Origin of the sequence: Sinorhizobium fredii USDA 205, from assembly GCF_001461695.1 — a bacterium.
GTDB classification, from domain to species: domain Bacteria; phylum Pseudomonadota; class Alphaproteobacteria; order Rhizobiales; family Rhizobiaceae; genus Sinorhizobium; species Sinorhizobium fredii.
On sequence record NZ_AUTC01000002.1, the window covers coordinates 1 to 25,789 of the forward strand.

Annotated in this window: 22 protein-coding genes and 3 pseudogenes; 13 read left to right on the forward strand and 12 right to left on the reverse strand. The window is 61.3% G+C overall.

Annotated elements, in window-relative coordinates; genetic code table 11:
- The first annotated feature begins 38 nt into the window (after nucleotides 1–38).
- Nucleotides 39–896 carry an acyltransferase family protein gene (locus N181_RS01370; protein WP_037430546.1) on the forward strand — a complete coding sequence of 286 codons (858 nt, stop codon included), beginning with the start codon at nucleotides 39–41 and terminating at the stop codon, nucleotides 894–896.
- A 42-nt stretch (nucleotides 897–938) separates the two neighbouring features.
- Here the strand turns inward: N181_RS01370 and N181_RS32760 are convergent.
- The 3 pseudogenes from N181_RS32760 to N181_RS01380 form a co-directional block, all read right to left on the reverse strand.
- Nucleotides 939–1,088 (reverse strand): annotated as a pseudogene (locus N181_RS32760) (IS630 family transposase); the annotation flags it as partial.
- Between the two features lie 343 nt (nucleotides 1,089–1,431).
- Nucleotides 1,432–2,039, reverse strand: a pseudogene (locus tag N181_RS01375) (transposase); the annotation flags it as partial.
- Nucleotides 2,030–2,668 (reverse strand): annotated as a pseudogene (locus N181_RS01380) (transposase); the annotation flags it as partial. The pseudogenes N181_RS01375 and N181_RS01380, both read right to left, overlap by 10 nt.
- Nucleotides 2,669–2,991: 323 nt before the next feature.
- On the opposite strand from N181_RS01380, the gene N181_RS01385 reads away from it, so the two are divergent.
- A complete protein-coding gene (locus N181_RS01385; RefSeq protein WP_037430544.1) occupies nucleotides 2,992–4,374 on the forward strand; it encodes a glutamate-1-semialdehyde 2,1-aminomutase in 1,383 nt (460 codons plus the stop codon).
- Between the two features lie 569 nt (nucleotides 4,375–4,943).
- Here the strand turns inward: N181_RS01385 and N181_RS01395 are convergent.
- The 3 genes from N181_RS01395 to N181_RS01405 are packed head-to-tail and all read right to left on the reverse strand — an operon-like array spanning nucleotide 4,944 to nucleotide 7,701.
- Nucleotides 4,944–5,597: a PIG-L deacetylase family protein gene (locus tag N181_RS01395; RefSeq protein ID WP_037430540.1), complete on the reverse strand. Its 654-nt coding sequence runs from the start codon at nucleotides 5,595–5,597 to the stop codon at nucleotides 4,944–4,946.
- Nucleotides 5,594–6,409: a sugar phosphate nucleotidyltransferase gene (locus tag N181_RS01400; protein WP_037430538.1), complete on the reverse strand. Its 816-nt coding sequence runs from the start codon at nucleotides 6,407–6,409 to the stop codon at nucleotides 5,594–5,596. Before N181_RS01400 ends, N181_RS01395 begins: the two co-directional genes overlap by 4 nt.
- Nucleotides 6,406–7,701, reverse strand: a complete 1,296-nt coding sequence (locus N181_RS01405) for a class I SAM-dependent methyltransferase (protein ID WP_037430535.1) — start codon at nucleotides 7,699–7,701, stop codon at nucleotides 6,406–6,408. The genes N181_RS01400 and N181_RS01405 overlap by 4 nt, the downstream gene beginning before the upstream one ends.
- Nucleotides 7,702–8,020: 319 nt before the next feature.
- Between N181_RS01405 and rfbC the strand changes: the two genes are divergently transcribed.
- Nucleotides 8,021–8,551 (forward strand): dTDP-4-dehydrorhamnose 3,5-epimerase, encoded by a 531-nt coding sequence (rfbC, locus tag N181_RS01410; protein ID WP_037430533.1) that lies wholly within the window; start codon nucleotides 8,021–8,023, stop codon nucleotides 8,549–8,551.
- Between the two features lie 139 nt (nucleotides 8,552–8,690).
- Nucleotides 8,691–9,125, forward strand: a complete 435-nt coding sequence (locus N181_RS01415; RefSeq protein ID WP_050994613.1) for a transposase — start codon at nucleotides 8,691–8,693, stop codon at nucleotides 9,123–9,125.
- Between the two features lie 297 nt (nucleotides 9,126–9,422).
- On the opposite strand, the gene N181_RS33895 is transcribed toward N181_RS01415, so the two are convergent.
- From N181_RS33895 to N181_RS01440, 6 genes are all read right to left on the reverse strand, one after another.
- Complete coding sequence (locus N181_RS33895; protein ID WP_153452096.1) at nucleotides 9,423–9,578, reverse strand: hypothetical protein; 156 nt, start codon at nucleotides 9,576–9,578, stop codon at nucleotides 9,423–9,425.
- Nucleotides 9,579–10,041: 463 nt separating this feature from the next.
- Nucleotides 10,042–11,364, reverse strand: coding sequence for a DUF4910 domain-containing protein (locus tag N181_RS01420; protein WP_037430530.1), 1,323 nt, complete (start codon nucleotides 11,362–11,364; stop codon nucleotides 10,042–10,044).
- A 6-nt stretch (nucleotides 11,365–11,370) separates the two neighbouring features.
- Complete coding sequence (locus N181_RS01425; protein WP_037430528.1) at nucleotides 11,371–12,429, reverse strand: NAD-dependent epimerase/dehydratase family protein; 1,059 nt, start codon at nucleotides 12,427–12,429, stop codon at nucleotides 11,371–11,373.
- 199 nt (nucleotides 12,430–12,628) lie between these two features.
- Nucleotides 12,629–12,970, reverse strand: a complete 342-nt coding sequence (locus N181_RS01430; RefSeq protein WP_037430526.1) for a hypothetical protein — start codon at nucleotides 12,968–12,970, stop codon at nucleotides 12,629–12,631.
- 123 nt (nucleotides 12,971–13,093) lie between these two features.
- Nucleotides 13,094–14,281: a CaiB/BaiF CoA transferase family protein gene (locus N181_RS01435; protein ID WP_037435499.1), complete on the reverse strand. Its 1,188-nt coding sequence runs from the start codon at nucleotides 14,279–14,281 to the stop codon at nucleotides 13,094–13,096.
- Nucleotides 14,282–14,292: 11 nt separating this feature from the next.
- Entirely contained in the window at nucleotides 14,293–15,480 is a 1,188-nt protein-coding gene (locus tag N181_RS01440; RefSeq protein WP_037430524.1) for an acyl-CoA dehydrogenase, read from the reverse strand.
- A 378-nt stretch (nucleotides 15,481–15,858) separates the two neighbouring features.
- On the opposite strand from N181_RS01440, the gene phnC reads away from it, so the two are divergent.
- The 9 genes from phnC to hutH all read left to right on the forward strand — a co-directional run bounded on the left by phnC (nucleotide 15,859) and on the right by hutH (nucleotide 25,789).
- The gene (gene phnC / locus N181_RS01445; RefSeq protein WP_037430521.1) at nucleotides 15,859–16,701 is read left to right on the forward strand and encodes a phosphonate ABC transporter ATP-binding protein; all 843 of its coding nucleotides are present in this window, start codon (nucleotides 15,859–15,861) and stop codon (nucleotides 16,699–16,701) included.
- Nucleotides 16,702–16,787: 86 nt separating this feature from the next.
- Nucleotides 16,788–17,693, forward strand: coding sequence for a phosphonate ABC transporter substrate-binding protein (gene phnD / locus N181_RS01450; RefSeq protein ID WP_037435497.1), 906 nt, complete (start codon nucleotides 16,788–16,790; stop codon nucleotides 17,691–17,693).
- A 108-nt stretch (nucleotides 17,694–17,801) separates the two neighbouring features.
- On the forward strand, nucleotides 17,802–18,764 hold the full coding sequence (gene phnE / locus N181_RS01455) for a phosphonate ABC transporter, permease protein PhnE (RefSeq protein ID WP_037430519.1): 963 nt from the start codon (nucleotides 17,802–17,804) through the stop codon (nucleotides 18,762–18,764).
- Nucleotides 18,765–18,773: 9 nt separating this feature from the next.
- Complete coding sequence (gene phnE / locus N181_RS01460) at nucleotides 18,774–20,288, forward strand: phosphonate ABC transporter, permease protein PhnE (protein ID WP_037430518.1); 1,515 nt, start codon at nucleotides 18,774–18,776, stop codon at nucleotides 20,286–20,288.
- 117 nt (nucleotides 20,289–20,405) lie between these two features.
- The gene (locus N181_RS01465) at nucleotides 20,406–21,113 is read left to right on the forward strand and encodes a DUF1045 domain-containing protein (protein WP_037430516.1); all 708 of its coding nucleotides are present in this window, start codon (nucleotides 20,406–20,408) and stop codon (nucleotides 21,111–21,113) included.
- A 1-nt stretch (nucleotide 21,114) separates the two neighbouring features.
- Nucleotides 21,115–22,254, forward strand: a complete 1,140-nt coding sequence (locus N181_RS01470) for an alpha-D-ribose 1-methylphosphonate 5-triphosphate diphosphatase (protein WP_037391675.1) — start codon at nucleotides 21,115–21,117, stop codon at nucleotides 22,252–22,254.
- Entirely contained in the window at nucleotides 22,251–22,838 is a 588-nt protein-coding gene (phnN, locus tag N181_RS01475) for a phosphonate metabolism protein/1,5-bisphosphokinase (PRPP-forming) PhnN (RefSeq protein ID WP_037430514.1), read from the forward strand. The genes N181_RS01470 and phnN overlap by 4 nt, the downstream gene beginning before the upstream one ends.
- Before the next feature lie 177 nt (nucleotides 22,839–23,015).
- Nucleotides 23,016–24,257, forward strand: a complete 1,242-nt coding sequence (gene hutI, locus N181_RS01480) for an imidazolonepropionase (protein WP_037430512.1) — start codon at nucleotides 23,016–23,018, stop codon at nucleotides 24,255–24,257.
- Complete coding sequence (gene hutH, locus N181_RS01485) at nucleotides 24,254–25,789, forward strand: histidine ammonia-lyase (RefSeq protein WP_060563206.1); 1,536 nt, start codon at nucleotides 24,254–24,256, stop codon at nucleotides 25,787–25,789. Before hutI ends, hutH begins: the two co-directional genes overlap by 4 nt.

Sequence of the window (25,789 nt, forward strand, 5' to 3'; positions counted from 1 at the left end):
AGGTCGACAACAGCTTATGACACGAATTTCGGATTCAGATGACTAGTACTTTAACGATCATATCCGGCTATCTGTGCTTCCTATCGAGTTTTGAGCAGAAGCCGATGTGGTTCTTGCGCAAGAAATATACGACACTCTTCGTCCCGATGCTGCTGTGGAATATACCTATGGCCATGTTTATTTTGGCTTTTCAGTGGAATGGTCAATATATCTCAAAATACGACGAATTGACCAGCGGAGACATTCTCAATTGGAGCAATGCACTCCTTGGTATTACAGAGCGACCTGTGAATGAGCCGCTTCATTTCTTGCGAAATCTAATTTCATGCAATATAATTGCTTTGTGCATTGCGATACCATTTCGAAAATATCCAATTTATTCGTTTTTGCTAATATTAATTGTTGGCGTTTTCAACATTGATTCGTATATTGTATTACGAAACGATATTTTGATTGGATTCTTCCTTGGAGCACTTTTGGCATCGATGCGTATCGATGCTCGCGCTATAGATTTTTTGCTGCCAGTAACCGTGCCGAGTTATCTGGTGGCGGCATTCGTTATTTTCTACTTCAAGGTAGATTTTGAATCTCTTTGGTGGATGGGGCACAGACTATTGGGTTTCCTCGCGGCGTGGCCGTTGATCGGGTATTTAAATAAGACAGCATTTCGAAAAATATCTAAATACTCTCAATTCAGTTTTTTTATGTTTCTTTCTCACTATTATGTTGAAATAATGCTTTTTCATTTATTTTCTCGGATTTTTTATATCGATAAATTCTACATATTTTTCATACTCTCGGGGCCCTTGACCATTGGCACGTGCATCGTCATGCAACTGATTGCCAGCCGCGTTGCGCCGTCACTGTTGCGCATTTCGACCGGGGGGAGGGCCTGACAAGATGCTGCTACGTCACGGCGGAATACCGACGTGCGCTGATCATGACCGATGCGCCCAATCGCGCAGTTCGATGGACATGATCTTCCACGGCGGTTCGATGAGCGTGTTCCAAACGCGGCAGCATTGATCGACGATGTCGTCGTAGTCCTTGAAGATGCGGTTCGACAGCCGTTTGTCGCGCATGAACTCTGATGTTCATTGTAGAGCTAATTCCGTAACCTTCGGCGGTCCCCCTGTTGTGATTGGGGATGCGGTATGTTTGAAGCGGGTGCGTAAGGCTGGAGACAGAGCTTAAAAAAACGACGGTTGAGCAGACTCTGATGCGCGGATTGAATACCGCATTTCCGTGTGTTCGTCCTGCGCTGCCTCAATCTGCCAGCGGGCATCGATATACGACCATCGGCCACACAATTCATGCGAGGGTTCCCCACAGAGGCCCTGTCTCAGGCACTACGCAGCTGCGTGATTCTATCAAGTCGCGGCTTCTAAATTCGACGCCGTTTTTTTCTTGATGTCGCCCGTATGCCTTTTGCTGGCCAGTCGGTCGGACTTCTCGGCCTATTGCCCAAAGGAAGGCGGCCATGTCGCGCGCGATCGCAGCTGTTACCAATGACTGACGCTTCCCCGCGGCCGCCAGGCGCCGGTAACGAGTGCAAAGGCGAACCTGTGCTTTCCGGGCAATGTCGCGCTCCGCTTTTGACACCCCCCGTGGCGAACCTCCAGGTCGGATAATCCGGGCTGAATAGCGATAAGTCCAAGCCCCCTCGACCAAAACTCGGCGCGCTCTCGTGTTACCGGCCCTTGGTGGATATTGCCTCTTCGGACCGCGTCGCCCGTGGACCGTTCTCTCGGGACTAAGCCAAGGTAGCCCATCAATTGCCGCGGCGTTTCAAAGCGGAGGACATCGCCTATCTCTGCAAGAAAGGTGACGGCAGTGATAAAAGCGACACCGCGCAAAGCCTGGTAAGCAGCAATGACAGGCGCCATAGACCAAGATGGTATCGCTTCGGCGATATGCTGATTCAAGCGGCCAAGTCGTGTTTCAGTCCCTTCCATAGCCTTCCGGTATTCCTGCAAAACGAGATAATGGGTTTGATGCGGAAAGATGAGGTTGGCGAGCCAGCGCCCATAGCATGCAGTCGCGCGTTGAATCTCACCTCCCGCGTCACCGCGTCATGATGCTCGACCAGGGCTTTCGCATTGTCGATCAGAACTTCCGTCGACCCCCCCGAACTGCAGGAAAGCGCCTTCCATGCCTTCAAACGAGTCTGCCTGGCGCTCCCTGAGTGACGCGCGAGTATGCGTCCGCCGCCAATAGCCAAGTGTCACCCACGAACAGGTGAACCCGAACCCGCTCGCCGCCGATCCACACCTCCGTGTCACCGAAGTCGATTTGCATCTGATGGCCCTGCGCATTCTCAAAGCGGACCGCCGCCGGCTTCTGTGCCTTTAGCTCCCTCACTGTCGTACTCGAAGCTCCACAGAACGAAGACCGATGACAATTCCGTGCTCGCTCGCCAACTCTTGGCGGATCACATCCGCATTACTGTTATGCCGAAAAAACGCCCTCGAAGCCAATCATCAAGCCCGTCGAACGCACTGCGCCGGGCAGGCTGTTTGAACGGTGCAGCTCCGCCTCTCGAAGATATCGGCGAACCGTATCGGGCGCATCCAAATTCCTTCGATAGACGTTTGGTACCCCAGCCAAGCTCGTGCAGCCGCAACATTGCCACCACCTCATCAGCTTGAAGCATATCCCCGCCCTGCATCGTTCGCGACTATGCAGGATGCGATGAAATCGCGCTCGTCATCCATCACTCCTCGTTTTGACACGAGGGGGTCCGTTCTTCGCATCGTTATGGGGTCAGTTTTTCATTTCGCCCAACACATTTCTCCTCCCTAGCGACAGGGAGGTTGCCGCCGCAGCCGCCCGGCGGCGATTCACCAAAACGGTTGAACGGGACGCAAAGCCATCAATCCGGAGACGGCCCGCCGCCGGCCATCCCCCAAAAATGCTAACCGATGACCTTATGGAGAGCGCGAAAGTCCGGCACCGGACCTGTAGACTTACAGTACAATTGGAGTGGCCAGGATGTCAGAGCAGAGCATTCGATTCCAGAAATCCGTCCTCCTGCAGGAAAGAGCCCGCGAATTGATCCCGGGCGGCTGCCACACTTACGCGAAAGGCGAGGACCAGTATCCTGTCCTTGCACCGGGATTCATCGAGCGCGGTTCGGGGTGCCATGTCTGGGATGTCGACGGAAACAGATACATCGAATTCGGCATGGGCAACCGTGCCGTCGGACTTGGCCACGCCTACCCGGCAGTAGTCCGGGCGGTCGAGTCCGTCCTCGGCGGCGGCGCCAATTTCACCCGGCCAGCCAAGATTGAAGTCGAGTGCGCCGAGACCTTCCTGGAACTCATCGATGCCGATATGGTGAAGTTCTGCAAGGACGGTTCGGATGCGACTTCGGGTGCCGTCAGGCTCGCCCGAGCCTACACAGGGCGCGATCTCGTCGCCTGCTGCGCCGACCATCCATTCTTCTCGACCGACGACTGGTTCATTGGGACCACGCCGATGAACTCGGGCATCCCTGAGGCCGTCCGGAAACTGACGGTCACCTTCCGGTACAACGACATCGCCAGCGTGAAGGAATTGTTCGACAAGCACCCGGGCAAGCTGGCCGCCCTGATCCTCGAGCCGTCGCGCGACGACGACCCCCGTGACGGTTTCCTGAACGAAGTCCAGCGCCTCTGCAGGGAAAACGGTGCGCTGCTCATTTTGGACGAGATGATCACCGGGTTCAGGTGGCACAGTGGCGGCGCGCAGAAACTGTACGGCATCAAGCCGGACCTGACGGCCTTCGGGAAGGCGCTGGGCAACGGGTTCTCCGTATCCGCGCTCGCCGGAAAACGCAAATACATGCGTCTCGGAGGACTGGAATACACTGACCGCCCAAGGGTGTTCCTCCTGTCGACCACCCATGGCGCGGAGACGCATGCGCTCGCGGCGGCGATTGCCACCATGCGGATATACCGCAACGAGCCCGTGATTAGTCATCTTTACCGTCAGGGCGAGAAACTCAGGGGGGGCATCGGAGAAGCCGCCAGGCGGCATGGGGTGGACGGACACTTCAAGGTAGTCGGCCGATCTAGCTGCCTGGCATTCGCCACCCTTGACCGCAACGGCCATCCGTCGCAGGCGTACAGGACCCTGTTCATGCAGGAGACGATCAGGCGGGGAGTGCTGATGCCGTCACTTGTGGTCAGCTACACCCACGATGACGAAGCGATCTCACAGACGATCGAGGCCGTCGACGGCGCACTGGCTGTGTATGCGCAGGCACTTGAATCGGGAACTGACCGCTTACTGGTCGGCCGCCCTTCACAGATCGTCTTCCGCCGCTACAACAAAGGCGACCAACAAGCTAAAATCACGACTGCGATCACCAGAAATGCAGATGCAACCCTGTGACCCAGACGAGCTCAGCGCGGCAAATGCCCGACCTGCACCAGGTCGGAATCTGACGTCCGCGATCGACTAACTTGTGGCGGCGGCAACCGTCCGATGCGCCGAGTTGGCAAATCCCGACGTGAGCTCTTCGAGGAGGAACGAGCATGACGCGCTCGCCCCCTCGCGGACGATATGCGAAGATAGTCAGATGGGCCGCAAGCCCGCTTCGAGTCAATGCAGCTTCCGGCCGTGTGAGACCCGATACAGCACGCACGACAATCCTTACAAAGTCAGTGTCGACAGATCCCTTAAACCCGCAAGTGAGATCAAGCTCTGCAAATTACAGATCGACGCCCTAAACTTCAAAATTGATAATAAAATAGGCAGCCTGATCGGCCGCTTTTTGTTTTGCCATTCGGCAACGAGACGAATTGTTCGCCGGCCGAGTTCAACATCCTTCCAGCCATTTCTGTTCACAGCCATAATGTCCTCGGAACCCGTGTTGTTCTGGCTTATCAAGAACAACTTGCAAATGGCTGTTTTTCAAGCATATTCAGTTGATATGATAAGGCGCAGCACGGTTTCGGCGGCTAAAGAATTCTCGCCTTCCGGAGCATGAAGGCCTCCGCGAAATGCTCGGGTGCCCGGCACTCCATTCCCCGCAGCCGCGCAAGGCCCGCGAACGTCTCCCGGTCGAACCAGTCTTTCGAGCGCTGTGTCCCGAAGTGTTCGTGCAGGAGAGCAATCTTCCTTTCCATGACCTCCGCCGTAAGTGGCGAATAGGCATTTGGCTGGCCAAGGTCGCCGTCCCACTTCGGAATCTCGTACTCTAGCACCAGATGGTCGCGGAAAACGTTCCAGGTCAGTTTGTTGACCTCGCGATGGTCCTGGTGGGCGTCGAGCCGGGCGTGGGTGAACACAACGTCCGGCCGGACCCGAGCCCTGACATCGATCAGCCAATGCTTGATGTCGCGGCTCTGGGAGGGGAAGTAGCTGTCCTCGAATTCCGCCACGTCGACATTGGACGACTGCGCGCCTTCGAGGAACGCCTCGGCGGAGGCACTGGCTTCAGCCGTCCGTTGGCCGCCGCCGCTCAGCACGCACCAATTGACGTTCAGCCTGACCCCTGACGCGATCAAGCTGAGGATCGTGCCTCCCGCGCCGATTTCGATGTCGTCGGAGTGGGCACCCAGGCAGAGGACCGAGAGTTCCTCCCCGCGACGCGCGAGGCCAAGCCCCATCATGATGCCGCCGCGACTATGTTGCGCCTGTTCTTTTCGGCGGTGACCTTCGCGTTCCAGGGCATGTCGCCCTTTTCGACCATGTCTTCGAGCGACTGCCAGTCGCGCAGCGTGTCCATTGAGCGCCAGAAACCCTCGTGCTTGTACGCCATCAGCATGTTGTCTGCGATCAGGCGCGTGAAGGGTTCGAGCACGAGCTCCTCCCCGCCGCGCATGTAGTCGAAGATTTCGGGCCGGAATACGAAATAGCCGCCATTGATCCAGATCTCCGAAGTCTCCGTCGTGCGAAACTCGCGGACGCGGCCATCCTCGGCGATGTCGGCAAGGTGATAGGTCAGCGGCGCGCGCACCGCGAGGAAGCAGCCGATCTTGCCGCTGGCTTCGAACTTGGCGATCACGTCCTCAAGGTCGACGTCAGTCAGCCCGTCGCTGTAGTTCGCAAGAAACATCTTCTCGTGTCTGACGTGCTCCTTCGCGGCCCAGAGGCGCTCTCCGATGTTTCGCCAAATACCCGTGTCGAGCAGCGTCACGCGCCAGTCCTTGTCGACCTCATTGAGCAGTTGGACGTCCCTGCCGCCGCCGGACACGACGCAGTCGGCAAATGTGTGCGGACGGGTGTTCAGGAAGAACTCCTTGATGACATTAGCCTTATACCCCAGACACAACACGAATTCGTCGTGTCCGTAATCGCTGTACCACTGCATGACGTGCCGCAAGATCGGTTGCTGACCAAGCGGGATCATCGGCTTTGGAACGCTTTCGGAATAATCGCGGATTCGGGTCCCGCGCCCGCCACAGAAAAGAACGACCTTCATTTCGGCAACTCCGATGGATCGATTACTGTTACGAAGGGAATCGGCACCACGAACTTCGCGCCCCAGGCGGCGACATGGTGCATCTGCTGGATGATCTCGTCCTTCAGGTTCCACGGAAGGATCAGTATGTAGTCGGGCTTGGCCTGGTTGATCGCTTCGACGGGCTTGATTGGAATGTGCATGCCCGGCGTGAAGCGGCCGTGCTTGTAGGGGTTTCGGTCGACGGTAAAATCGAGGAAGTCGTTGCCGATGGCGCAGTAGTTGAGGAGCGTGTTGCCCTTGCCCGGCGCGCCGTAGCCGCAAATTTTCTTACCTTCGTTCTTGGCCGCGATCAGGAACGCCAGGAGGTCGCGTTTCGCGCGCTGTGCCTTGTGGCCGAATGACGCGTAGGTCGACATCTCCGTCAGCCCGTGCCGCTTTTCGCGGTCGAGGAGTTCGGTCACGCTGTCTTCCGTGGCCCAGCTGCCCCCCTCGTGGGCGAGATAGACGCGGAGAGAACCCCCATGGGTGGGCAGTTCCTCGACGTCGATCACCCGCAGCCCGTGGCGGGCCGCCATGAGGTCGATGGTCAGCAGCGAAAAGTACGAGAAGTGCTCGTGGTAGATTGTGTCGAACTGGTTCTCGGCCATCAGCCGCTCGATGTGCGGGAATTCGAGGGTGACGACGCCTTCCGGCTTGAGCAGGATTTTTATGCCCGCGACGAAGTCGTTGAGGTCGGGAACCTGCGCCAGGACGTTGTTGCCAATAATGAGGTCGGCAGCCAGTCCTTCGGCCATCATCTGGTTCGCCATCCGGACGCCGAAAAAGTCCACGCGGGTCGTCACGCCCTTTTCTTCGGCGGCGCGGGCCACGTTGGCGGCAGGTTCGACTCCGAGCACGGGAACGCCGAGCGGCAGGAAGTGCTGCAGCAGGTAGCCGTCATTGCTGGCCAGTTCAACTGCCAGGCTGTCGGAACCAAGACCAAGGCGCTTCGTGATCGCCTCGCAATAGGCCTTGGAGTGGGCGACCCAGCTCGTCGAGAAGGACGAGAAATAGGCGTATTCGCTGAAGATGGTCTCGGCGCTCATGTACTCCTTGAGCTGCACCAGATAGCAGGTGTCGCAGACCAGGACGTTGAGCGGATAGTAGAGTTCCATTTGGTCAAGCTGGTCGGCCTGCAGGTAGCTCTCGCACGGAGGCGACATGCCAAGGTCTACGAGTGCGTGCCGCAAGCGCGATCCGCAAAGCCTGCAGCCGACATCCCGGCCTGCGGTGTGGTGGTCGCGAGCGATTTCGACAGCCTGAATGTTCATACTGGGTCCCCGCTGGGCGCGGTGGCTGGCTCTGAACCTGTGCCTGCCGCGCCTCCGAAAAAGAGCGTCTTTTCGATAGGGGCAGGTTAGGACGTCGGCGACCGGGATTCGATTTCCCAATCCGGTACGCACCTTAATCCTATAGTAAAACGGGCGCGGGCAGCGCCCACTCCGAAACCGCCGAACGGGTAATGCATCTGCACGGCATACCGCTATCGGAGAAGCCACCTAAGACTTGGGAAGCTCTTCCTGTTCCGGCTGAAGTTGCCCGACAATTGGGCTGCCGGTCCTTTGCCCGGCTACCAGGTTTGAGGGCGACATGCAGTTTACCAAAACGGAACTGGAAGGTGTCTGGCTGATCGAGCCGACACCGGTGATTGACGACCGCGGTTCCTTCACGCGCATCTTCTGCGAAAAGGAAATGGGAGATTGCGGGCTTGCGACGCGCTTTGTGCAGCACAGCCGGTCGCATTCCGTCGGGAAGGGAACCCTGCGGGGACTGCATTTCCAGGAGGAGCCATATACCGAGGTGAAGCTCGTTTCCTGTGCCCGCGGCGCAATCTTTGATGTCGTTGTGGACCTGCGCCCCAACTCGCCGACCCGCAATCGCTGGCTGGGCTTCGAGCTCACGCCCGAAAACATGAAGCAGGTCTACATCCCCGCAGGCTTCGCCCACGGGTTTCAGACGCTGACCCAGGACGCCGAGGTCTCGTACCTCATTTCGCAGTTCTACACACCCCACGCGGCGACGGGTGTCCGCTTCAACGACCCTGTCTTTTCGATAAACTGGCCGCTGATGCCGACCGCGATGTCCGAAAGGGACAGGACGTGGCCTCTGTCAGGAAGCTAGCCGACTAGTACTCTGCACAAAGGATTTTGACGGGTCGTAGAATTCGTAGGCTGTTGGGGTCGACGAGCAATTCGATGCTGCGTGCGACGCATTGCTACCCGCGGATCAAGCCGTTGCTTTCGATGGTGATCACCACCTGATGGACACGAACGACGCCGAGTATGTCGCGCGCATGGAGGATGTACTCGACCTCTACGCCGAAGCGCCCGACCCGAAGCGGCCGGGCGTGTGCTTTAAGGAAGCCCGACCAAGCTCAACGGCGAAGTGCGGCAGGATCCCGGTCGCGCCGGGCTGGCTGCAGCGTTACGACTGCGAATACAAGCGCAACGGCACCGCCAACCTGTTCGTCTTCCTCGACGCCCACCATTCGCGACGCAAGGTGAAGGTCACCGAGCGGCGCACCGCAGACGACTTTGCCTATTGCATGCGCGATCTCGTCGATAGCCATTGCCCGCGGGCCGAGTGCATCCGCGTCATGCTCGACAGCCTGTCGCCCCACACGCCGGCCGCACTTTATCAAGCCAGCCTGCGAGGCGCGCAGGCTGCTGATTTGCCAGTCTGGCGGATGTGTTGATCCTCGAACTGTTGGGGCTAGCCGAGCGCTGAATGGAGCCGGCGTTTGTTGCAGACCTCTTCGATGAAGTGGGGAAGGTATTCGGTGATGTCCTGGAAGGTTTCGAAGGACATCGGATAGACACCTCGACGTTCAGCCTTTTCATGAAGCTCTCGGCCTTGGAGTTGTCATTGGGGTTGCCCCGGCGGCCCATCGAACCGATCAGGCCGTTGGCGGCCAGTGTCTCGCGGTAGAGCTCGGCCGCATACTGCGGGCCGCGGTCGGAATGGTGGACCACGCCCGGCGGCGGCTTTCCCGTCAATGGCCGTCTTCAGACGCGTCGTGGCGTTTTGCCAGACCATGCAGCGTTTCGCCGGCGAGGAATTCCTGCGCGACCTGACGTTTGAATTCGATGCTGTGACCTGCGGTGTTTTGCCATGGGTCTTCTTTCCGAAAACCCGGTAGGCCGGTCAATTCCTCACCCCAAGAGCGCACTCCAGCGGTCCGCGGGGCGACGGCCACCGACAGATAATGGAGTCCGCGATATCGGTGCCTGGCGTAGTAATGCCGGGATATGTGCCTGAGCCAGTTGCGCTGGTTCTACGCGCATGCCGAGGCGTTCGTCCCTGCCGAGCCTCCTGGAAGGATTCGGGAATGCCTGCCCTGGAGCCCGCATACATGGGTCTGCCGCCAATCGTGTCTGCAGGAAGCGCGTTGGTAGAGGCTGTGCAAGGCGGCTGCACGAAAGTATCGCCAAACGACCCAGTGGCGATCGTATCGGCGATGCAGCAGGTGCTTTCCTGTGTCCCTGCGAGAAAGCGGAAACCGGACGCTTGTTGCGGGAGGTGGCGTCACGCGCCTCGAAAGAGTGTTTCTTGCAACGGTGAAGCGATCTGGGCGACGCGCGCGTGAGACGCTCATCGTGCTGAGGAGAGCATCAAAGATCGGATACCTCGCCCAAGAGGCCGTGATCCGACAAGATGGCAGCGGCAGCGGCCACTTCCCTGAACGGCAGACCCGAGCGCTGCGCGATCGAAAGCAGCGAATGCTTCCCGTCGGCAAGGTTCAGGACCCATAGCAGCGACATGGAGGTCGCTTCCTGGGCCCGCTGTCCCCCGAGGGCATCGTAGAGCCCTCGCCTGCCGAGTTGCGGTTCGCATTTCGGGAAGAGGTTCAAAGGTGTCCAGTCCCCTTCGACGATATTGATCACGTCCGTCAGGATGCGGAAGGAGTCCGCCAGGTGCTTGGGACTGATGAAGTCGAGATTGTCGGCCGATGTATGGTATTCGGGAAAGGTGCCGTAGACGCTCCGCTGGAACATGCCGACCGGCAGGTTGAAGCCCGGCGAGCAATATTGCCGTTCGTCATAGCCATAGGGCGAGAAATCCAACAATTTCGCCCCCGCTTCATGCCCAAGCACGTGCGCCATGGCGCGGTCGATGAAGGCGTCGCCGCGGCGGCTTCGCTTGTACGACGGACTTCCCGCGTCCCCCACACAGGAGAGCACGAGGCCATGGTCGATGAGATGCGTTCGGTCCTCGTTGCGGGCCAGCCACGTGATCGCGCCGATCGTGCCCGGAGCGAACAAGAAGCGGTAGCTGTATCGTGTTTCCCTGGCCGCGAGGTGCCTCGCAAGGATTGCCAGAAGGGCGAGGCCCGAACAGTTGTCGTTGGCCAGCGAGGGGTGGCAGATGTGAGCCGACAGAAGAAATTCCCGCTCCGTCTGTCCGCGGTGCAGGTATTCGCCATAGCTCAGGCTGCCGTCCTTGAGATCCGAGTCGATCTCCACCCGGTAGAGGCCGTCGGGCAGTTCGGACGCCCTGTCGCAGGACATGCAGAAACCCCATGTCGGGGCGTAATAGGAGGTGCGGTAGGGGACTGCATCCGGCTGTCCGGGCAGCGTGTGGATGTGCGGCCTCAACTCGTCGAGCGGCAGGATTCCCTTGAAGGGTACGCTGTAGTTGACGACGTGCAGGTTGCAGTCGGCAAAATCCACGACCGTCTGCCCGTCCGGTCCCGTGATGCTGGCCGACCGGATGTTCCATTCCTGCGGGACGGTCCAGTCGAACACCCGGGTTCCCGAGGGCACCTCGTGCCGCTCGAGCGCAACCTGATCGGACAAGACATCCAGCGTTTGGCGCACGCCGTCTCCCGTGATGCTCCTGCAGATCGGAAACAGCCCTGCGGCCAATTCATGGATTTCGTCGCCGACACCCATGGAAGGCGACTGCTCAAGGCCGTCCGGCTTAACGTGCTCCATAGCGGGTCACTCCGCCGCGGCCAGAGGCCCCGCAGGTTCGACAACCCTCATCCGTTCGTCCAGAAGCCCGTTGGCGAGGAGATGCTTGATGTGGCCGATGCGCTGGAACCGCGGTCCCTCGAACTCCTCGAGCGTCACGTTCGACTTCCTGTAGGCGTCGTAGAGCTGCTCGGCACCCTTGCGGGCGTCCCATTGCGGCTTGAAGGCAGGAAGCGCGCGCGCGATCTTGTCGAAGCTGACGCGGTAGGAGCGTTTGTCCGGCCCGGCGTCGGACGCGAATTCGAGCCGGCAGCCCGGCACGACTTCGGCGACGATCTCGGCGATTTCGCGGATCCTGTAGTTGTGGTCCGTCCGCCCGACGTTGAAGGCTTCGTTGTGGACGGCGTCCCGCGGCGCTTCCAGCCCTGCGATGAAGGCCCTGGAAATGTCCTCGATGTGGACGATCGGCCGCCAGGGCGTCCCGTCCGACTTCAGGAGGATCACACCCTTGGTGACAGCCCAGGCGACGAGGTTGTTCAGCACGATGTCGAACCGCAGACGCGGCGACAGGCCGTAGGCTGTAGCGGGCCGGAAGTAGACGGGGGAGAAGCTGCTGTCGGCCAGGTCGGAAATGTCCCTTTCCGAAAGTACCTTGGACCAGCCATAGGCCGTGACGGGATTCAACTCGCCCGTTTCGTCGACTATCCCGTCGCCCGCCTGGCCGTAATTGCTGCACGATGACGCAAGCAGGAAGCGCGACACGCCTGCCTCCTTCGCAGCCTTCGCGAGGCGCACACTTCCCTTGTGGTTTATCTCGTAGGTCACGTCGGGATCGAGGTCGGACAGCGGATCGTTGGAAAGTGCGGCCAGGTGGATGACGGCATCGAATCCTTCGAGGTCCCGCGGCTGCACGTCCCTGACGTCCTTCTGGAAGGAAGGGACGGAAGCCTGGTCGCCCCCCGCGTCAAAACTGCAGCGGCGGTAGAGGTCACTGTCGTAGCCGGTCACCGAATGCCCCGCTTGGAGCAGCATCGGCACCATCACCGAGCCGATATAGCCTTGATGGCCCGTCACCAGAACTTTCATCGCGCACCTCTTCTCAAGCGGATTTTATCTTGCAGAGGCTACTTGGGCCGGAAGGGTTGGGCGAGAACGCCAATAGGCGATCAGGATGGCCTGTTGGACGAAGCCTTTGCCATGCTCTACCGCTTTCGGGCGTGTGGCCCCTAGTCGTTTAGGAGAACCGTCGAAAGCAGGAATTCGTCCTGGAGGTCCAGGCTCTTCCTCAACTTCTCGACGCGCCAGCGGACGGTGCCGGAATGTTCTTCCAGGTCTCGAGAGCTGCTCGATCAGAGACCCCCGCATCGAAGCTGTCGACATGCTGGCAATAGTCGCCCAAGCCCATCTTTCCGAGCAACAGATCATTTTTGGCGGCATAGCTCAGGGAAATCACGAGTTTTCCCGCTCTCAGGGCCGCGACCACATTGTGGAAGCGGGACACGACCACGAGATCGGTCCGCGCGACCTGACTTAGTACGTCGTGCAGGGAATGGACGGGTTCATAGGAAAGCCTTTTTGCATCGCTCTCGCCAAGGGCCGCGAGGACCGCTTCCACGGCGGGCGTCATCCTCGCGCCGACGAGTTGCTGCCGGAGGGTTCGCTCCGCACGCTGCCTTGGCCTTTGGCACGCCCTTGAGCGGTATGGCCGACGTTGAATCGAGCTTTGGAGCCGGATGAGGCTGGATCTGGCTCACCGCTTTTCGTTCGAGGTGCCCATCCCAATTTCCGCCAGCACTTCAGCCGTGTGCTCGCCGAGCCGCGGCACGCCGCGCTCCAACGCAAGCGATGCACCCGAAAACCGGACCGGTGTCCTGACTCCCGGCGACGTGCCGGTCGCCGCACCCGTATGCGGCGTCTCGACCCGCATCTGCCGATGGACGATCTGTGGATCGGCGAAGACGTCGGCAACCGTGTTGATCGGCCCTCCCGGCACGCCGGTCGCCTCTAGCTTCGCGAGCAGCGCGTCACGTTCGAATTTTGCGGTTTCCGCCGCGAGTTCCGCCGTCAACCTGTCACGGTGCTGAACGCGCCCGGCATTGTTCCGATAGCGCTCGTCCGCCGCAAGGTCCGGACGCCCGAGCAGGTCGCAGAACTTGACGAACTGCCGGTCGTTGCCGACCGCGACGATCAGATGCCCGTCCGAGGTGGGAAGGACCTGGTAGGGCGCGATATTCGGATGGGCATTGCCGAGCCGCCGGGGCGCCTTGCCGGAAACGAGGAAGTTTAATGCCTGGTTGGCGAGCACGCCCGTCATGCAGTCGAGCAGTGCCATGTCGATTTGCTGTCCCTCGCCGGTACGTCCGCGTTGCGCCAGCGCCGCTTGCACGGCGATGACGCCGTAGAGCCCCGTGAAGATGTCGGCGAAGGCGACGCCGATCTTCTGCGGCTCGCGGTCCGGCTCACCGGTCAGGTCCATGATGCCGCTCATGCCCTGGACGATGTAATCGTACCCCGCCCGGTGGGCATATGGCCCATCCTGGCCGAAACCGGTCACCGAGCAATAGATCAGCCGCGGATTGATCTTCTTCAGGCTCTCATAGTCGAGCCCGTATTTGGCAAGTCCGCCGACCTTGAAGTTTTCGAGAAGCACATCCGATTGCGCCGCGAGCCGACGCACTGCCTCCTGTCCCTCCTCTGTCGTGAAGTCGATCACCACCGAGCGCTTGCCGCGATTGCAGGCGTGGAAATAGGCGGCGTCTAGCTTCTCGCCCCCTCCCCCTTCGACGAAGGGCGGACCCCAGGCCCTGGTGTCGTCTCCGGCCGGGCTTTCCACCTTGATGACCTCGGCGCCCAGATCGGCGAGTGTCTGGCCGATCCAGGGACCGGCGAGGATGCGGGCGAGTTCGAGGACCCGTATGCCCTTGAGCGGCGCTTCCATGATCGCGCCGCTCAGAAGAAGGCCTGCAGCCCGGTCTGGGCGCGGCCGAGGATCAGCGCATGCACATCATGCGTGCCCTCATAGGTGTTGACCGTCTCCAGGTTCAGCATGTGGCGCATGACCTGGTATTCCTCGGAAATGCCGTTGCCGCCGTGCATATCGCGGGCCATGCGGGCGATGTCGAGCGCCTTGCCGCAATTGTTGCGCTTGACGAGAGAGATCATCTCCGGGGCCATCCGCCCCTCGTCCATCAACCGTCCGACGCGAAGCGACCCCTGCATTCCGAACGCGATCTCGGTCTGCATGTCGGCGAGCTTCTTCTGGAAGAGCTGGGTCTGGGCAAGCGGGCGGTTGAACTGCTTGCGATCGAGGCCATATTGGCGCGCCGCGTGCCAGCAGAATTCGGCCGCCCCGAGCGCACCCCAGGAAATGCCGTAGCGCGCCCGGTTGAGGCAGCCGAAGGGACCCTTGAGGCCCTCGACATTCGGCAGCAGCGCCCCCTCGCCCATCTCGACATTGTCGAGAACGATCTCGCCGGTGATTGACGCCCTGAGCGAAAGCTTTCCGGCGATCTTCGGTGCCGAAAGACCCTTCATGCCTTTCTCCAGTACGAAGCCACGAATGGCGTTGCCATGCGCCTCCGACTTCGCCCAGACGACGAAGACATCGGCAAGCGGCGCATTGGAGATCCACATCTTCGAGCCGATCAGCCGATAGCCGCTCTCGGTCTTGATCGCCCGCGTCTTCATGCCCGCCGGATCGGAGCCGGCATCCGGTTCGGTCAGACCGAAGCAGCCGATCCATTCGCCGCTGATCAGCTTCGGCAGGTATTTCTGCTTCTGCTCTTCGGAGCCGTAGGCGAAGATCGGGTAGATCACCAGCGAGGATTGTACGCTCATCATCGAGCGGTACCCGGAATCGACGCGCTCGACCTCGCGGGCAACGAGTCCATAGGCGACGTAGGAGGCACCCACCCCACCATAGGTGTCGGGCACTGTGACGCCGAGCAGACCGAGTTCGCCCATCTCGCGGAAGATCGCCGGGTCAGTCTTTTCCTCACGATAGGCCTCGATCACCCGTGGCTGCAGCCGTTCCTGGGCATAGGCGCGCGCCGAATCGCGGATCATCCGCTCGTCTTCCGTCAACTGATCCTCGAGGAGGAACGGATCGTCCCATTGGAATTGACTTTTGCCGGCCATGTCTCTCTCCCGTCGGATATTGATAAGAGCGTGATGCGGCGAAAGCCGTAAACACCTTCCCCCGCTCCCGTCTGCTGGCGTTATCGCAAGCGGGGTCAATGGTTTCAAATGAAATTGGGACAATGACTCATGCAAATGCTGCATGAGTCATTCAATCGAAGGACGACCTCATGCAGCACTTGGGAAGCGATCTTTCGCTTCCGAACAGTAGCAGCCTCGACCACTCTCACCCGTTTAGCTAGCGCTCAAGTGCTAGCCAGGCCGTGTGCCTGTGGCCTGTAACAGAACCTACAACAAACTGACATCGCACCTTCACGATGCGCCGATATGGCAGGTTCACAAAGATCACCGGAGTCTCCGGAAGAGGACCTGCCGCCGATGTTTCAACTGAGGAACGTGACCCGCCAGTTCGGCAAGAAGAGAGCCGTCGACTCGGTCAGCTTCGAAATACCACAGGGCCAGATGGTTGGGGTCATCGGTCGCTCCGGGGCCGGCAAGTCGACGCTGCTGCGGATGATCAACCGTCTCGTCGATCCCTCCTCCGGCACGATCGAATTCGGCGGCATCGAGGTCTCCTCGCTCAAGGGCTCTGCGCTCAGGCACTGGCAGCGCGACTGCGCGATGATCTTCCAGCAGTTCAACCTCGTGCCGCGCCTCGACGTGCTGACCAACGTGCTGCTCGGCCGGCTAAACCATCGTTCGACCGCCTCGAGCATCCTCAACCTGTTCTCCCGCGACGAACGGATCATGGCGATCGGCGCACTCGAGCGTCTCGGCATCGAGCAGACGGCGCTGCAGTCGGCCGGCACGCTTTCCGGCGGCCAGCAGCAGCGCGTCGCCATTGCCCGGGCGCTGATGCAGCAGCCGAAGGTGCTGCTTGCCGACGAACCGATCGCATCGCTCGACCCGCTCAACGCCAAGATCGTCATGGATGCGCTGCGCGACATCAACGAGCGCGACGGCATCACCGTCGTCACCAACCTGCATACGCTCGACACGGCCCGCAACTATTGCGAACGGATCATCGGCATGGCGCACGGCCGCGTCGTCTTCGACGGCCAGCCGAAGGACCTCACCGCCGCCGCGGTCGCCGAGATCTACGGCGCCGGCACGGCAATCGAGGAATCGATGACCTCGACGAGCATCAACATTCCCGCGGGTGCCGCCCGCGAGGAGACCGTATCGGCCGGCTTCAAGCCGCTGGCACTGGCCGGCCTTTGAGGCCGCCGCGATCGAATGCCCGCGTCAAGGGTACCTAACGAAACAGCCACTGATCCGGCGCGGCCGGAAAACGGGAGACGAACCTCATGCTGAAGAAAGCTCTTCTGGGCGCCGTTGCGCTTATCGCCCTCGTCGGCCATGTCCAGGCCGAAGATCTCAAGGAATTCCGCATTGGCATCATGGGCGGCGAGAACGAAGCCGACCGCCTGCGCAACTACCAGTGCCTGGTCGACCAGCTTCCGGCCGCCATCGGCGTCGAGAAGGTCTCGCTGTTCCCGGCTGCAGACTATGACGGCGTTATCCAGGGCCTGCTCGGCGGCACGCTCGACTACGCCGAGCTCGGCGCCTCAGGCTACGCCAAGATCTATCTCGCCAAGGCCGACGCCGTTGAGCCGATCCTGACGACGGTCCAGACCGACGGCGCAACCGGCTACCACTCGATCATGGTGGCCCGCAAGGACTCCGGCATCACCAAGCTCGAAGACCTGAAGGGCAAGAAGCTCGGCTTTGCCGATCCGGATTCCACCTCCGGCTATCTCGTGCCGCTGGTGACCCTGCCGGAAACGATCGGCGCGCCTGTGAAGGAATATTTCGGCGAGACCGGCTTCGGCGGCGGTCATGAAAACCTCGTTCTCGAAGTCCTGAAGGGCACTTTCGATGCCGGCACGACCTTCGGTTCGGGCGTCGGCGAGTTCAAGGACGGCTACACCTCCGGCAACCTGCGCAAGATGGTCGACAAGGGTGTCCTCGACATGAACGACCTTGTCGAACTGTGGCGCTCACCGCTGATCCCGAACGGCCCGATCGTCGTACGCACCTCGTTGAACGACGACATGAAGGCGAAGTTCAAGCAGTTCATGATGGATCTGCCGAAGTCCGACGCAGCCTGCTTCTCGGCCATCCAGGGCGGTGACTTCAGCGGCTTCACCGAGGTCAACAGCGACTTCTACAAGCCGATCATCGACGCCCGCAAGGCAACCATCGGCGGCTGATCGTTTCAAGCCATGTTCCTGGCGCTGGCTGCCAAGCGGCCAGCGCCTCGTTTTGCGGGGCGCCGAAGGGCGCCGACCCTAAAGAGGCCGGCTTCCGCCGGAAACCCCATGGCCACTTCCGTGCTTTCCCGGCAATTGAGCGAGAACGGCGCGCTCATCGAGCGCCATTGGCAGGAGCTCAGCAGTCGGCGGCGGCTCTACACGACGCTCGGCCTCTCAATTCTCGCGCTGACGCTCTTTGCCTCTCTCTGGTTCGCCAACGACTCCAATGCCGGAAAGTTCGTCGACCGCCTGCCGCATTTCTTCGACTTTGTCGGCGACCTGATGCCCCGCGATGCGATGGAGATCGGGCGTGCGCTCCTCGACCTCCCCTCGCCCTATGACGATGGCAGTTTCAAATATAACTACCCGGAGGGTCGCCTCTATCTGACCGACGGCGTCTATATTCCAGAATATGTTCACAAGATGCTGGAGACGGTGAACATTGCCATCTTCTCGACGGTGCTCGGCGTCTTCTTCGGCTTCATCCTGTGCTTCCTTGCGGCCAGAAATCTCATGCCCAATCCCTGGATCAGGGGGGGCGTGCGTCGACTGATGGAAGTCCTGCGCGCTTTTCCGGAGGTGGTGATCGCCGGCTTCTTTCTGGCGATCCTCTCGCTCGGGCCAATCCCTGCGATCGCGGCGGTGTCGATCCACACGATCGGCGCGCTCGGCAAGCTGTTCTTCGAAGTGGTCGAAAATGCCGACATGAAACCGGAGGAAGGCCTGCGTGCCGTCGGAGCCAACTGGATCGAGCGGGTCTGGTTTGGCATCGTGCCGCAGGTGATGCCCAATTTCGTAAGCTATTTCCTGCTTCGCCTCGAGATCAACGTGCGCGCCTCGACGATCATCGGGGCGGTGGGCGGCGGGGGCATCGGCGAGCTTCTGCGCCTGTCGATCGGTCAGGGCCATCAGGCCAAGACGCTCGCGATCGTGCTTTTGCTCTTCGCGACGATCTTCGCCGTCGATCAGTTCTCCGCCTGGCTTCGCCGCCGCCTCGTCGGCGATCAGGCCTTTGAGCTTGCCCAGTAGGAGCGCGCCATGACTGCCTCGACCAAGCCCAGCGTGCTGGAAATGGAAGCGATCGCCGCCCGCCACGCCCATCTCTTGCAGTCCTCCTCGAAGAAGGGGCTGAAGCAAATGCTGATCGGCGGGGGCGTAGTTTTCTATCTCGTTTTCAGTTGGTGGTTCTTCTCGATCGGCCACGTGCTTGCCAATGCCAATTGGGGTATTGCCGGAACCTATCTCGCCGACTGGGTCTCCTATGAAGTCCGGCCCGAAATCGCGATCGCGCCCGACGGGACAATGGCCGTTTCGTACCAGCGCAATTCGCCGCTCGGCAAAAATCCGAACCCGCAATGGGTTATGCTCGACAAGCAAGAGGTAACGCGCACCGTCGAGGCTCGCTCTGCCACCACTCCGGCACAAAAACCAAAGGCGAGCTCCTCATTCAATTTCATGGCGCCGAATGCGGCGCTCGGCGCTGGCGGTACCACCGAGCAGGCCGCCACCACGACGCGCACGGAACAGGTCGTCACGCGCGCGGTCGTGACCTACGATCGCGCGACGCGCATCGAGATCGCCAACAAGCTCGTCACGGCGACCCATGCCGGTGAAAGCCTTACGATGAAAGTCGACGGAGCGGACAGGGTGACGGCCCAGACGCCATTGCCGCGCTGGGCGACGCAGAAGCGGCCGGGCGAAAAGGTCACGCTTTCCTTCGGCTTCACCGGCTGGGCCGAAATCGAAGGTGACGAGGTCTCGATCCGCAACCGCTTCTTCGGCTGGGCCAACTTCCTCTTCGATACGAACTCGCCCTATTTCGGCAAGTCCTATGGCGAAGTGGCATCCCTGATCCTGTCGGGAGATCGGATCGAACCGACGCGTTCGAATCTGTCGCTCGCCTGGGACAACATCCTCTATAACGCCGAATGGCAGCATCTCGACGTCTGGACCAAGATGCTGCAAACAGTCGTCATGGCCTTTGTCGGGACGCTCTTCGCCTCCTTTATCGCCTTCCCGCTCTGCTTCCTTGCCGCCCGCAACATCACGCCGAGCCGCGTGACGAACCAGTTGGTCAAGCGCTTCTTCGACTTCCTGCGGTCGGTCGACATGTTCATCTGGGCGTTGTTCTTCACCCGCGCCTTCGGCCCCGGGCCGCTCGCCGGCATCTCGGCGATCTTCTTTACCGACACCGGTACGCTCGGCAAACTCTACTCGGAAGCACTGGAAAACATTGACGACAAGCAGCGCGAAGGCGTCAAATCCGTCGGCGCCGCGCCGATCGCCGTGCAGCGCTTCGGCGTGCTGCCTCAGGTGCTCCCGGTCTTTGCCAGCCAGGCGCTCTATTTCTGGGAATCGAATACCCGCTCGGCGACCATCATCGGTGCCGTCGGCGCCGGTGGCATCGGGCTCAAACTCTGGGAGGCGATGCGAACCAATTCGGATTGGGAAAATGTTGCCTATATGGTGCTTTTGATCTTGATGGTTGTCTTCGTTTTCGACAGCATCTCCAACGCGTGCCGCTCGCGGCTGATGGGTGGCAAGGCGCATTGATCCGATTTGCGTGATGCGATCATGATGTTGTCACGCAAATCGGATAGCTGCCCATTGCACCCCGCCAATAGTCGATTCGTCTTCCGGGCGAGGCGTCGATAAGGAAAGTGAAGACTCGTGCGCTATGCAATCTACTTCGCGCCGCCGGCCGATGACCGGCTGTTGCTGACCGCGTCCCGGTGGCTCGGCCGCGATGCCTTCACCAGCGGTGCATTGGCCTGGACGGAAACGTCGGCGCTCGAACGTCAACAGCAGATGGCTTTGACGGCCGAACCGCGCCGCTACGGCTTCCATGGAACGCTGAAAGCGCCCTTCGAACTTGAAGCCGGGCGAAGCGAGGCCGACTTGATCGCCGCCTTCGACGAATTCGCGGCCGAGATCGAAGCCTTCGAGATACCGGAGATCACGCTCGACCAGATCGGCCCGTTCTTCGCGCTTGTGCCGAACGCACCGTCCGCCTCCCTGCAAAATCTGGCGGAGCAGGCGGTTCGCCGCTTCGAACCGTTCCGGGCTCCGCTTTCGGAAGCTGACATCGCCCGCCGCAATCCTGACAAATTGACGCAGCGTCAGCGGGATAACCTAGTGGCATGGGGCTACCCTTATGTCTTCGAGGAGTTCCAGTTTCATCTGACGCTCACCGGCCCCGTGCCGGACGAGATGCGCAGCGTCATGCGCGAAACGCTCGAGGCCGCCTTCGAACCATTCATCGGCCGGCCGCTGAACATCTCGACCGTCGCGCTTTTTATCGAGCCGCAGCGCGGCGCCCCCTTCACCGTTCATTCCCTGCTGCCGCTCGGCAGCGCATCCGCACGAAAGATTGCATGACATGAGCAGCGAACAGGTTCTTTCCAACGCCCGCATCGTTCTCGAAGATGACATCATCGACGGTTCGGTGCAGATCCGCGACGGCAGGATTGCCGACATCTCGAAAGGACCGAGCCAGGTTGGCGAGGATTTCGAAGGCGACTACCTGCTGCCCGGCCTGATCGAGCTCCACACCGACCACCTGGAGTCGCATTACTCGCCGCGTCCCGGTGTGCGCTGGCTGAAGATCGCCGCCATTCAGGCGCACGATGCGCAGGTCGTCACCTCCGGCATCACCACCGTCTTCGACTGTTTGCGCCTCGGCTCGGACGAGGAGAGCGGCTTCCCGAAGGGTGAAATGCGCAGCATGGCCGACGCTTTGGCGCAGGCGAAGGACGAGGGCCGGCTGCGCGCCGACCACCTCATCCACCTGCGCTGCGAGGTCTCGACGAACGACGTGCTCGAGCACTACGAGGATTTTCGCGACGACCCGCAGGTGCGCCTCGTCTCGCTGATGGACCACGCGCCCGGCCAGCGCCAGTTCCAGACGATGGAGCAATACACGCTTTACTACAAAACCAAGCGCGGCCTCACGGACGAAGCCTTCGCCGCCTTTGTCGAGCGCCAGCAGGCCCTGTCGGCCCGCTTTGCCGCGCCGCACCGCACGGCGCTTGCCCAGGCCTGCGCCGAGCGTGGCATCACCATTGCCAGCCACGACGACGCGACGCTTTCGCATGTCGAGGAGTCGATCGGCTATGGCGTCCGGCTTGCCGAGTTTCCGACGAGTTTCGAAGCGGCGGAAGCCTCCCATCGGGCGGGCCTGAGCGTCCTGATGGGCGCGCCCAACGTCGTGCGCGGCAAGTCGCATTCCGGAAACATCGCCGCCCGCGAACTCGCGGAACGCGGCGTGCTCGACGTGCTTTCCTCGGATTACGTGCCCTTCAGCCTGATCCATGCACCGTTTATCCTCGCAGACGAAGTCGAAAGCATCGACCTGCCGAGCGCGATCGCTCTGGTGACTGCGACACCGGCACGCACCGTCGGTCTTAGCGACCGCGGCCGGATCGCTGTCGGGCTGCGCGCTGATATCGTTCGGGTCCATCGACCAGAGGGCATTCCGGTTGTTCGCTCCGTCTGGCGCGAAGGACGGCGTGTCGCATGATGGCCAAGGAAAGGCAAAGCGGAACGCTCATCGTCGTAGTCGGCCCGAGCGGCGCTGGCAAGGATAGCGTCATGGGTGTGGCTGCCCACCACTTCGCGCAACGGCCGGATATTCTCTTCGTCCGGCGGGTCATCACCCGTCCATCTGATGCGGGCAGTGAAGTGCACGAAAGCGTATCCGCCGCGGAGTTCGAGGAAATGCAGGAAAGCGGCGACTTCGCGGTTTCCTGGCAGGCGCACGGCTTGAGCTATGGCATTCCGCGTGACATCGCCGACAAGATCGAGAGCGGCATGACGGCGATCGTCAATGGCAGCCGCGCCGCCCTTCCCGCCATTCGCGCCGCTTTCGGCAAGGTTGCCGTCGCCCTCGTCACCGCCGACGCGCCGGTCTTGGCGAAGCGCCTCGCCCAACGTGGGCGCGAAAACGAGGAGGACGTGCTGCGCCGGCTGAAACGGCAGGTCCCCGACGTGGTCGCAGGTCCGGATGTGATCGTCATCGACAACAGCGGCCGGCTTGCGATTGCCGGTCAGCGATTCGTTACGCTCGTCGAACAGCATTGCGCCAAGTCGCACCATCCTGCCTGATTACCGAAAACTGGTCGTTCCCGCCGCAAGCCCCGGATCAATGGTCCGGGGCTTTTTCGTCGTGGCCGCTCGCCCCGTCCGCAGGTCGCGTTACCTCTTTGCACTGGGCCGAGATTTTTTCCTTGCCGTTCACTTTATTATGTATATACATTATCGCAACAGAAGGGCGGAGAACTGATGAACCGAAACGCTGACATGGAAGGCAGCAGTCTCTGGCGCAACGTGCGCCTTGCGACGCTTCGAGAGGATCTGGGCCCGCTCGGCGTTATCGAGAAAGGCGCCGTTGCCGTCCGCGGCGGCCGGATTGTCTATGCCGGCGCCGCAGGCGACCTGCCCTCCGACCTTTCCTCGGCCGACCAGGTGATCGATTGCGAAGGCCGCTGGATGACCCCGGCGCTGATCGACTGCCACACCCATCTCGTCCATGGCGGCAATCGTGCCCGCGAATTTCAGCTACGGCTCGAAGGCGCCACTTACGAAGAGATTGCCCGCGCCGGCGGCGGCATCGTCTCGACCGTGCAGGCAACCAATGCGCTTTCGGTCGAGGAACTGGTGGCTGCCGCCCTTCCGCGGCTCGACGCACTGCTCTTGGAAGGCGTCTCCACGGTCGAGGTCAAATCGGGCTACGGGCTCAACATCGACGCCGAGTTGAAGATGCTTCGCGCCGCCCGTCAGTTGGAGCGCCTGCGCCCGGTTCGCATCCTCACCAGCTATCTCGCCGCCCACGCCACGCCGCCGGAATACAAGGGGCGGAATGCCCACTATATCGCCGACGTCGTCCTTCCCGGTTTGTCCCGGGCGCATGCCGAAGGGCTTGTCGATGCCGTCGATGGGTTCTGCGAGGGCATTGCCTTCTCCCCCGCAGAGATGGCGCGGGTCTTCGACGGAGCCAGAGCCCTTGGCCTGCCGGTGAAGCTTCATGCCGAACAGCTTTCCAATCTCGGCGGCGCCAAGCTTGCCGCCTCCTATGGGGCGCTTTCGGCCGATCATCTCGAATATCTTGATGCCGATGGCGCTGCCGCCATGGCAAAGGCCGGGACTGTCGCCGTCCTGCTGCCGGGCGCGTTCTATACACTCCGCGAAACACAGTTGCCGCCGGTCGAGGCACTGCGCGCGGCGCAGACACGCATCGCCATCGCCACCGATTGCAACCCGGGCACGTCGCCACTGACCTCCCTGCTGCTGACGATGAACATGTCGGCGACGCTCTTCCGCCTGACACTCGACGAATGCCTCGCCGGCGTCACGCGCGAGGCGGCCCGGGCCCTCGGCATCCTCCAAGAAACCGGCACGCTCGAAGCGGGGAAATCCGCCGACCTTGCCGTCTGGAACATCGAAGCGCCGGCGGAACTGATCTACCGCATCGGCTTCAACCCCCTCTCCGAGCGGGTTTTCAAGGGTGAAAGGATTGCCCGATGACCATTCTTCTGACGCCCGGTTCGGTTCCGCTCAAGGACCTGGAAACAATCTACTGGACCGGCGAGCCGGCCCGCCTCGACCGCGCCTTCGATGCCGGCATCGAGAAGGCCGCAGCGCGCATCGCCGAGATCGTTGCGGGCAATGCGCCCGTCTACGGCATCAACACCGGCTTCGGCAAACTCGCTTCGATCAAGATCGACAGCGCCGATGTCGCTACCCTGCAGCGCAATCTGATCCTCTCGCATTGCTGCGGGGTCGGCCAGCCCTTGGCCGATAACATCGTCCGCCTGATCATGGCGTTGAAGCTCGTCTCGCTCGGGCGCGGCGCTTCCGGCGTCCGTCTCGAACTCGTTCGGCTAATCGAAGGGATGCTCGAAAAGGGCGTCATTCCGCTGATCCCTGAGAAGGGCTCGGTCGGCGCCTCTGGCGACCTTGCACCGCTCGCCCATATGGCCGCCGTGATGATGGGGCATGGCGAGGCCTTCGTCGCCGGCGAACGCATGAAGGGTGATGCTGCCCTGAGGGCGGTCGGGCTTTCCCCGGTGACGCTCGCCGCCAAGGAAGGCCTGGCGCTGATCAACGGCACCCAGGTTTCGACGGCACTGGCGCTCGCCGGCCTGTTCCGCGCCCATCGCGCGGCCCAGACGGCGCTCATCACCGGCGCGCTGTCGACCGATGCGGCCATGGGCTCGTCCGCCCCGTTCCACCCCGATATCCATACGCTGCGCGGCCATCGCGGCCAGATCGACACGGCGGCAGCGCTTCGGCGGCTGCTCGACGGATCGGTGATCCGCCAGAGCCACCTCGAGGGCGACGAACGCGTCCAGGATCCCTATTGCATCCGCTGCCAGCCGCAGGTCGACGGCGCCTGCCTCGATCTCTTGCGCGAGGTGGCCGCGACGCTCACCATCGAGGCCAATGCCGTCACCGACAATCCGCTCGTGCTCTCCGACAATTCCGTCGTCTCCGGCGGCAACTTCCATGCCGAGCCGGTGGCCTTCGCCGCCGACCAGATCGCGCTGGCGATCTGCGAGATCGGCGCCATTTCCCAGCGCCGCATCGCCCTCCTCGTCGACCCGGCCTTGAGCTACGGCCTGCCGGCCTTCCTTGCCAAGAAGCCGGGCCTCAATTCGGGGTTGATGATCGCCGAAGTCACGTCGGCCGCGCTGATGTCGGAAAACAAGCAGCTCTCCCATCCGGCCTCCGTCGACTCGACACCGACCTCGGCCAACCAGGAAGACCATGTGTCGATGGCCTGCCACGGCGCTCGCCGCCTTCTTCAGATGACCGACAACCTGTTCTCGATCATCGGCATCGAAGCCTTGGCCGCCGTTCAGGGCATTGAATTCCGGGCGCCGCTTGCGACCAGCCCGGAACTTGAGAAGGCGGCCGCTACGGTGCGCGCCGTTTCCCCGACGGTCGAGGAAGACCGCTATATGGCCGACGACCTCAAGGCTGCAGGCGACCTCGTCGCCTCCGGCCGGCTGGCGGCCGCCGTATCCGACGGCATCCTGCCGCGACTGGAGGTTTGA

Excerpts from the sequence above, each read along its gene's own strand:
- phnD (WP_037435497.1), top strand. The coding sequence starts at position 16,788 with ATGCTGAAGAAAGCTCTTCTGGGCGCCGTTGCGCTTATCGCCCTCGTC.
- N181_RS01385 (WP_037430544.1), top strand. The coding sequence starts at position 2,992 with ATGTCAGAGCAGAGCATTCGATTCCAGAAATCCGTCCTCCTGCAGGAA.
- N181_RS01470 (WP_037391675.1), top strand. The coding sequence starts at position 21,115 with ATGAGCAGCGAACAGGTTCTTTCCAACGCCCGCATCGTTCTCGAAGAT.
- N181_RS01435 (WP_037435499.1), bottom strand. The coding sequence starts at position 14,281 with ATGGAAGCGCCGCTCAAGGGCATACGGGTCCTCGAACTCGCCCGCATC.
- N181_RS01430 (WP_037430526.1), bottom strand. The coding sequence starts at position 12,970 with ATGACGCCCGCCGTGGAAGCGGTCCTCGCGGCCCTTGGCGAGAGCGAT.
- N181_RS01370 (WP_037430546.1), top strand. The coding sequence starts at position 39 with ATGACTAGTACTTTAACGATCATATCCGGCTATCTGTGCTTCCTATCG.
- N181_RS01420 (WP_037430530.1), bottom strand. The coding sequence starts at position 11,364 with ATGGAGCACGTTAAGCCGGACGGCCTTGAGCAGTCGCCTTCCATGGGT.
- phnN (WP_037430514.1), top strand. The coding sequence starts at position 22,251 with ATGATGGCCAAGGAAAGGCAAAGCGGAACGCTCATCGTCGTAGTCGGC.
- phnC (WP_037430521.1), top strand. The coding sequence starts at position 15,859 with ATGTTTCAACTGAGGAACGTGACCCGCCAGTTCGGCAAGAAGAGAGCC.
- N181_RS01425 (WP_037430528.1), bottom strand. The coding sequence starts at position 12,429 with ATGAAAGTTCTGGTGACGGGCCATCAAGGCTATATCGGCTCGGTGATG.
- N181_RS01395 (WP_037430540.1), bottom strand. The coding sequence starts at position 5,597 with ATGATGGGGCTTGGCCTCGCGCGTCGCGGGGAGGAACTCTCGGTCCTC.
- N181_RS01400 (WP_037430538.1), bottom strand. The coding sequence starts at position 6,409 with ATGAAGGTCGTTCTTTTCTGTGGCGGGCGCGGGACCCGAATCCGCGAT.
- N181_RS01415 (WP_050994613.1), top strand. The coding sequence starts at position 8,691 with ATGGACACGAACGACGCCGAGTATGTCGCGCGCATGGAGGATGTACTC.
- hutI (WP_037430512.1), top strand. The coding sequence starts at position 23,016 with ATGAACCGAAACGCTGACATGGAAGGCAGCAGTCTCTGGCGCAACGTG.
- N181_RS01405 (WP_037430535.1), bottom strand. The coding sequence starts at position 7,701 with ATGAACATTCAGGCTGTCGAAATCGCTCGCGACCACCACACCGCAGGC.
- phnE (WP_037430519.1), top strand. The coding sequence starts at position 17,802 with ATGGCCACTTCCGTGCTTTCCCGGCAATTGAGCGAGAACGGCGCGCTC.
- N181_RS01440 (WP_037430524.1), bottom strand. The coding sequence starts at position 15,480 with ATGGCCGGCAAAAGTCAATTCCAATGGGACGATCCGTTCCTCCTCGAG.
- rfbC (WP_037430533.1), top strand. The coding sequence starts at position 8,021 with ATGCAGTTTACCAAAACGGAACTGGAAGGTGTCTGGCTGATCGAGCCG.
- phnE (WP_037430518.1), top strand. The coding sequence starts at position 18,774 with ATGACTGCCTCGACCAAGCCCAGCGTGCTGGAAATGGAAGCGATCGCC.
- hutH (WP_060563206.1), top strand. The coding sequence starts at position 24,254 with ATGACCATTCTTCTGACGCCCGGTTCGGTTCCGCTCAAGGACCTGGAA.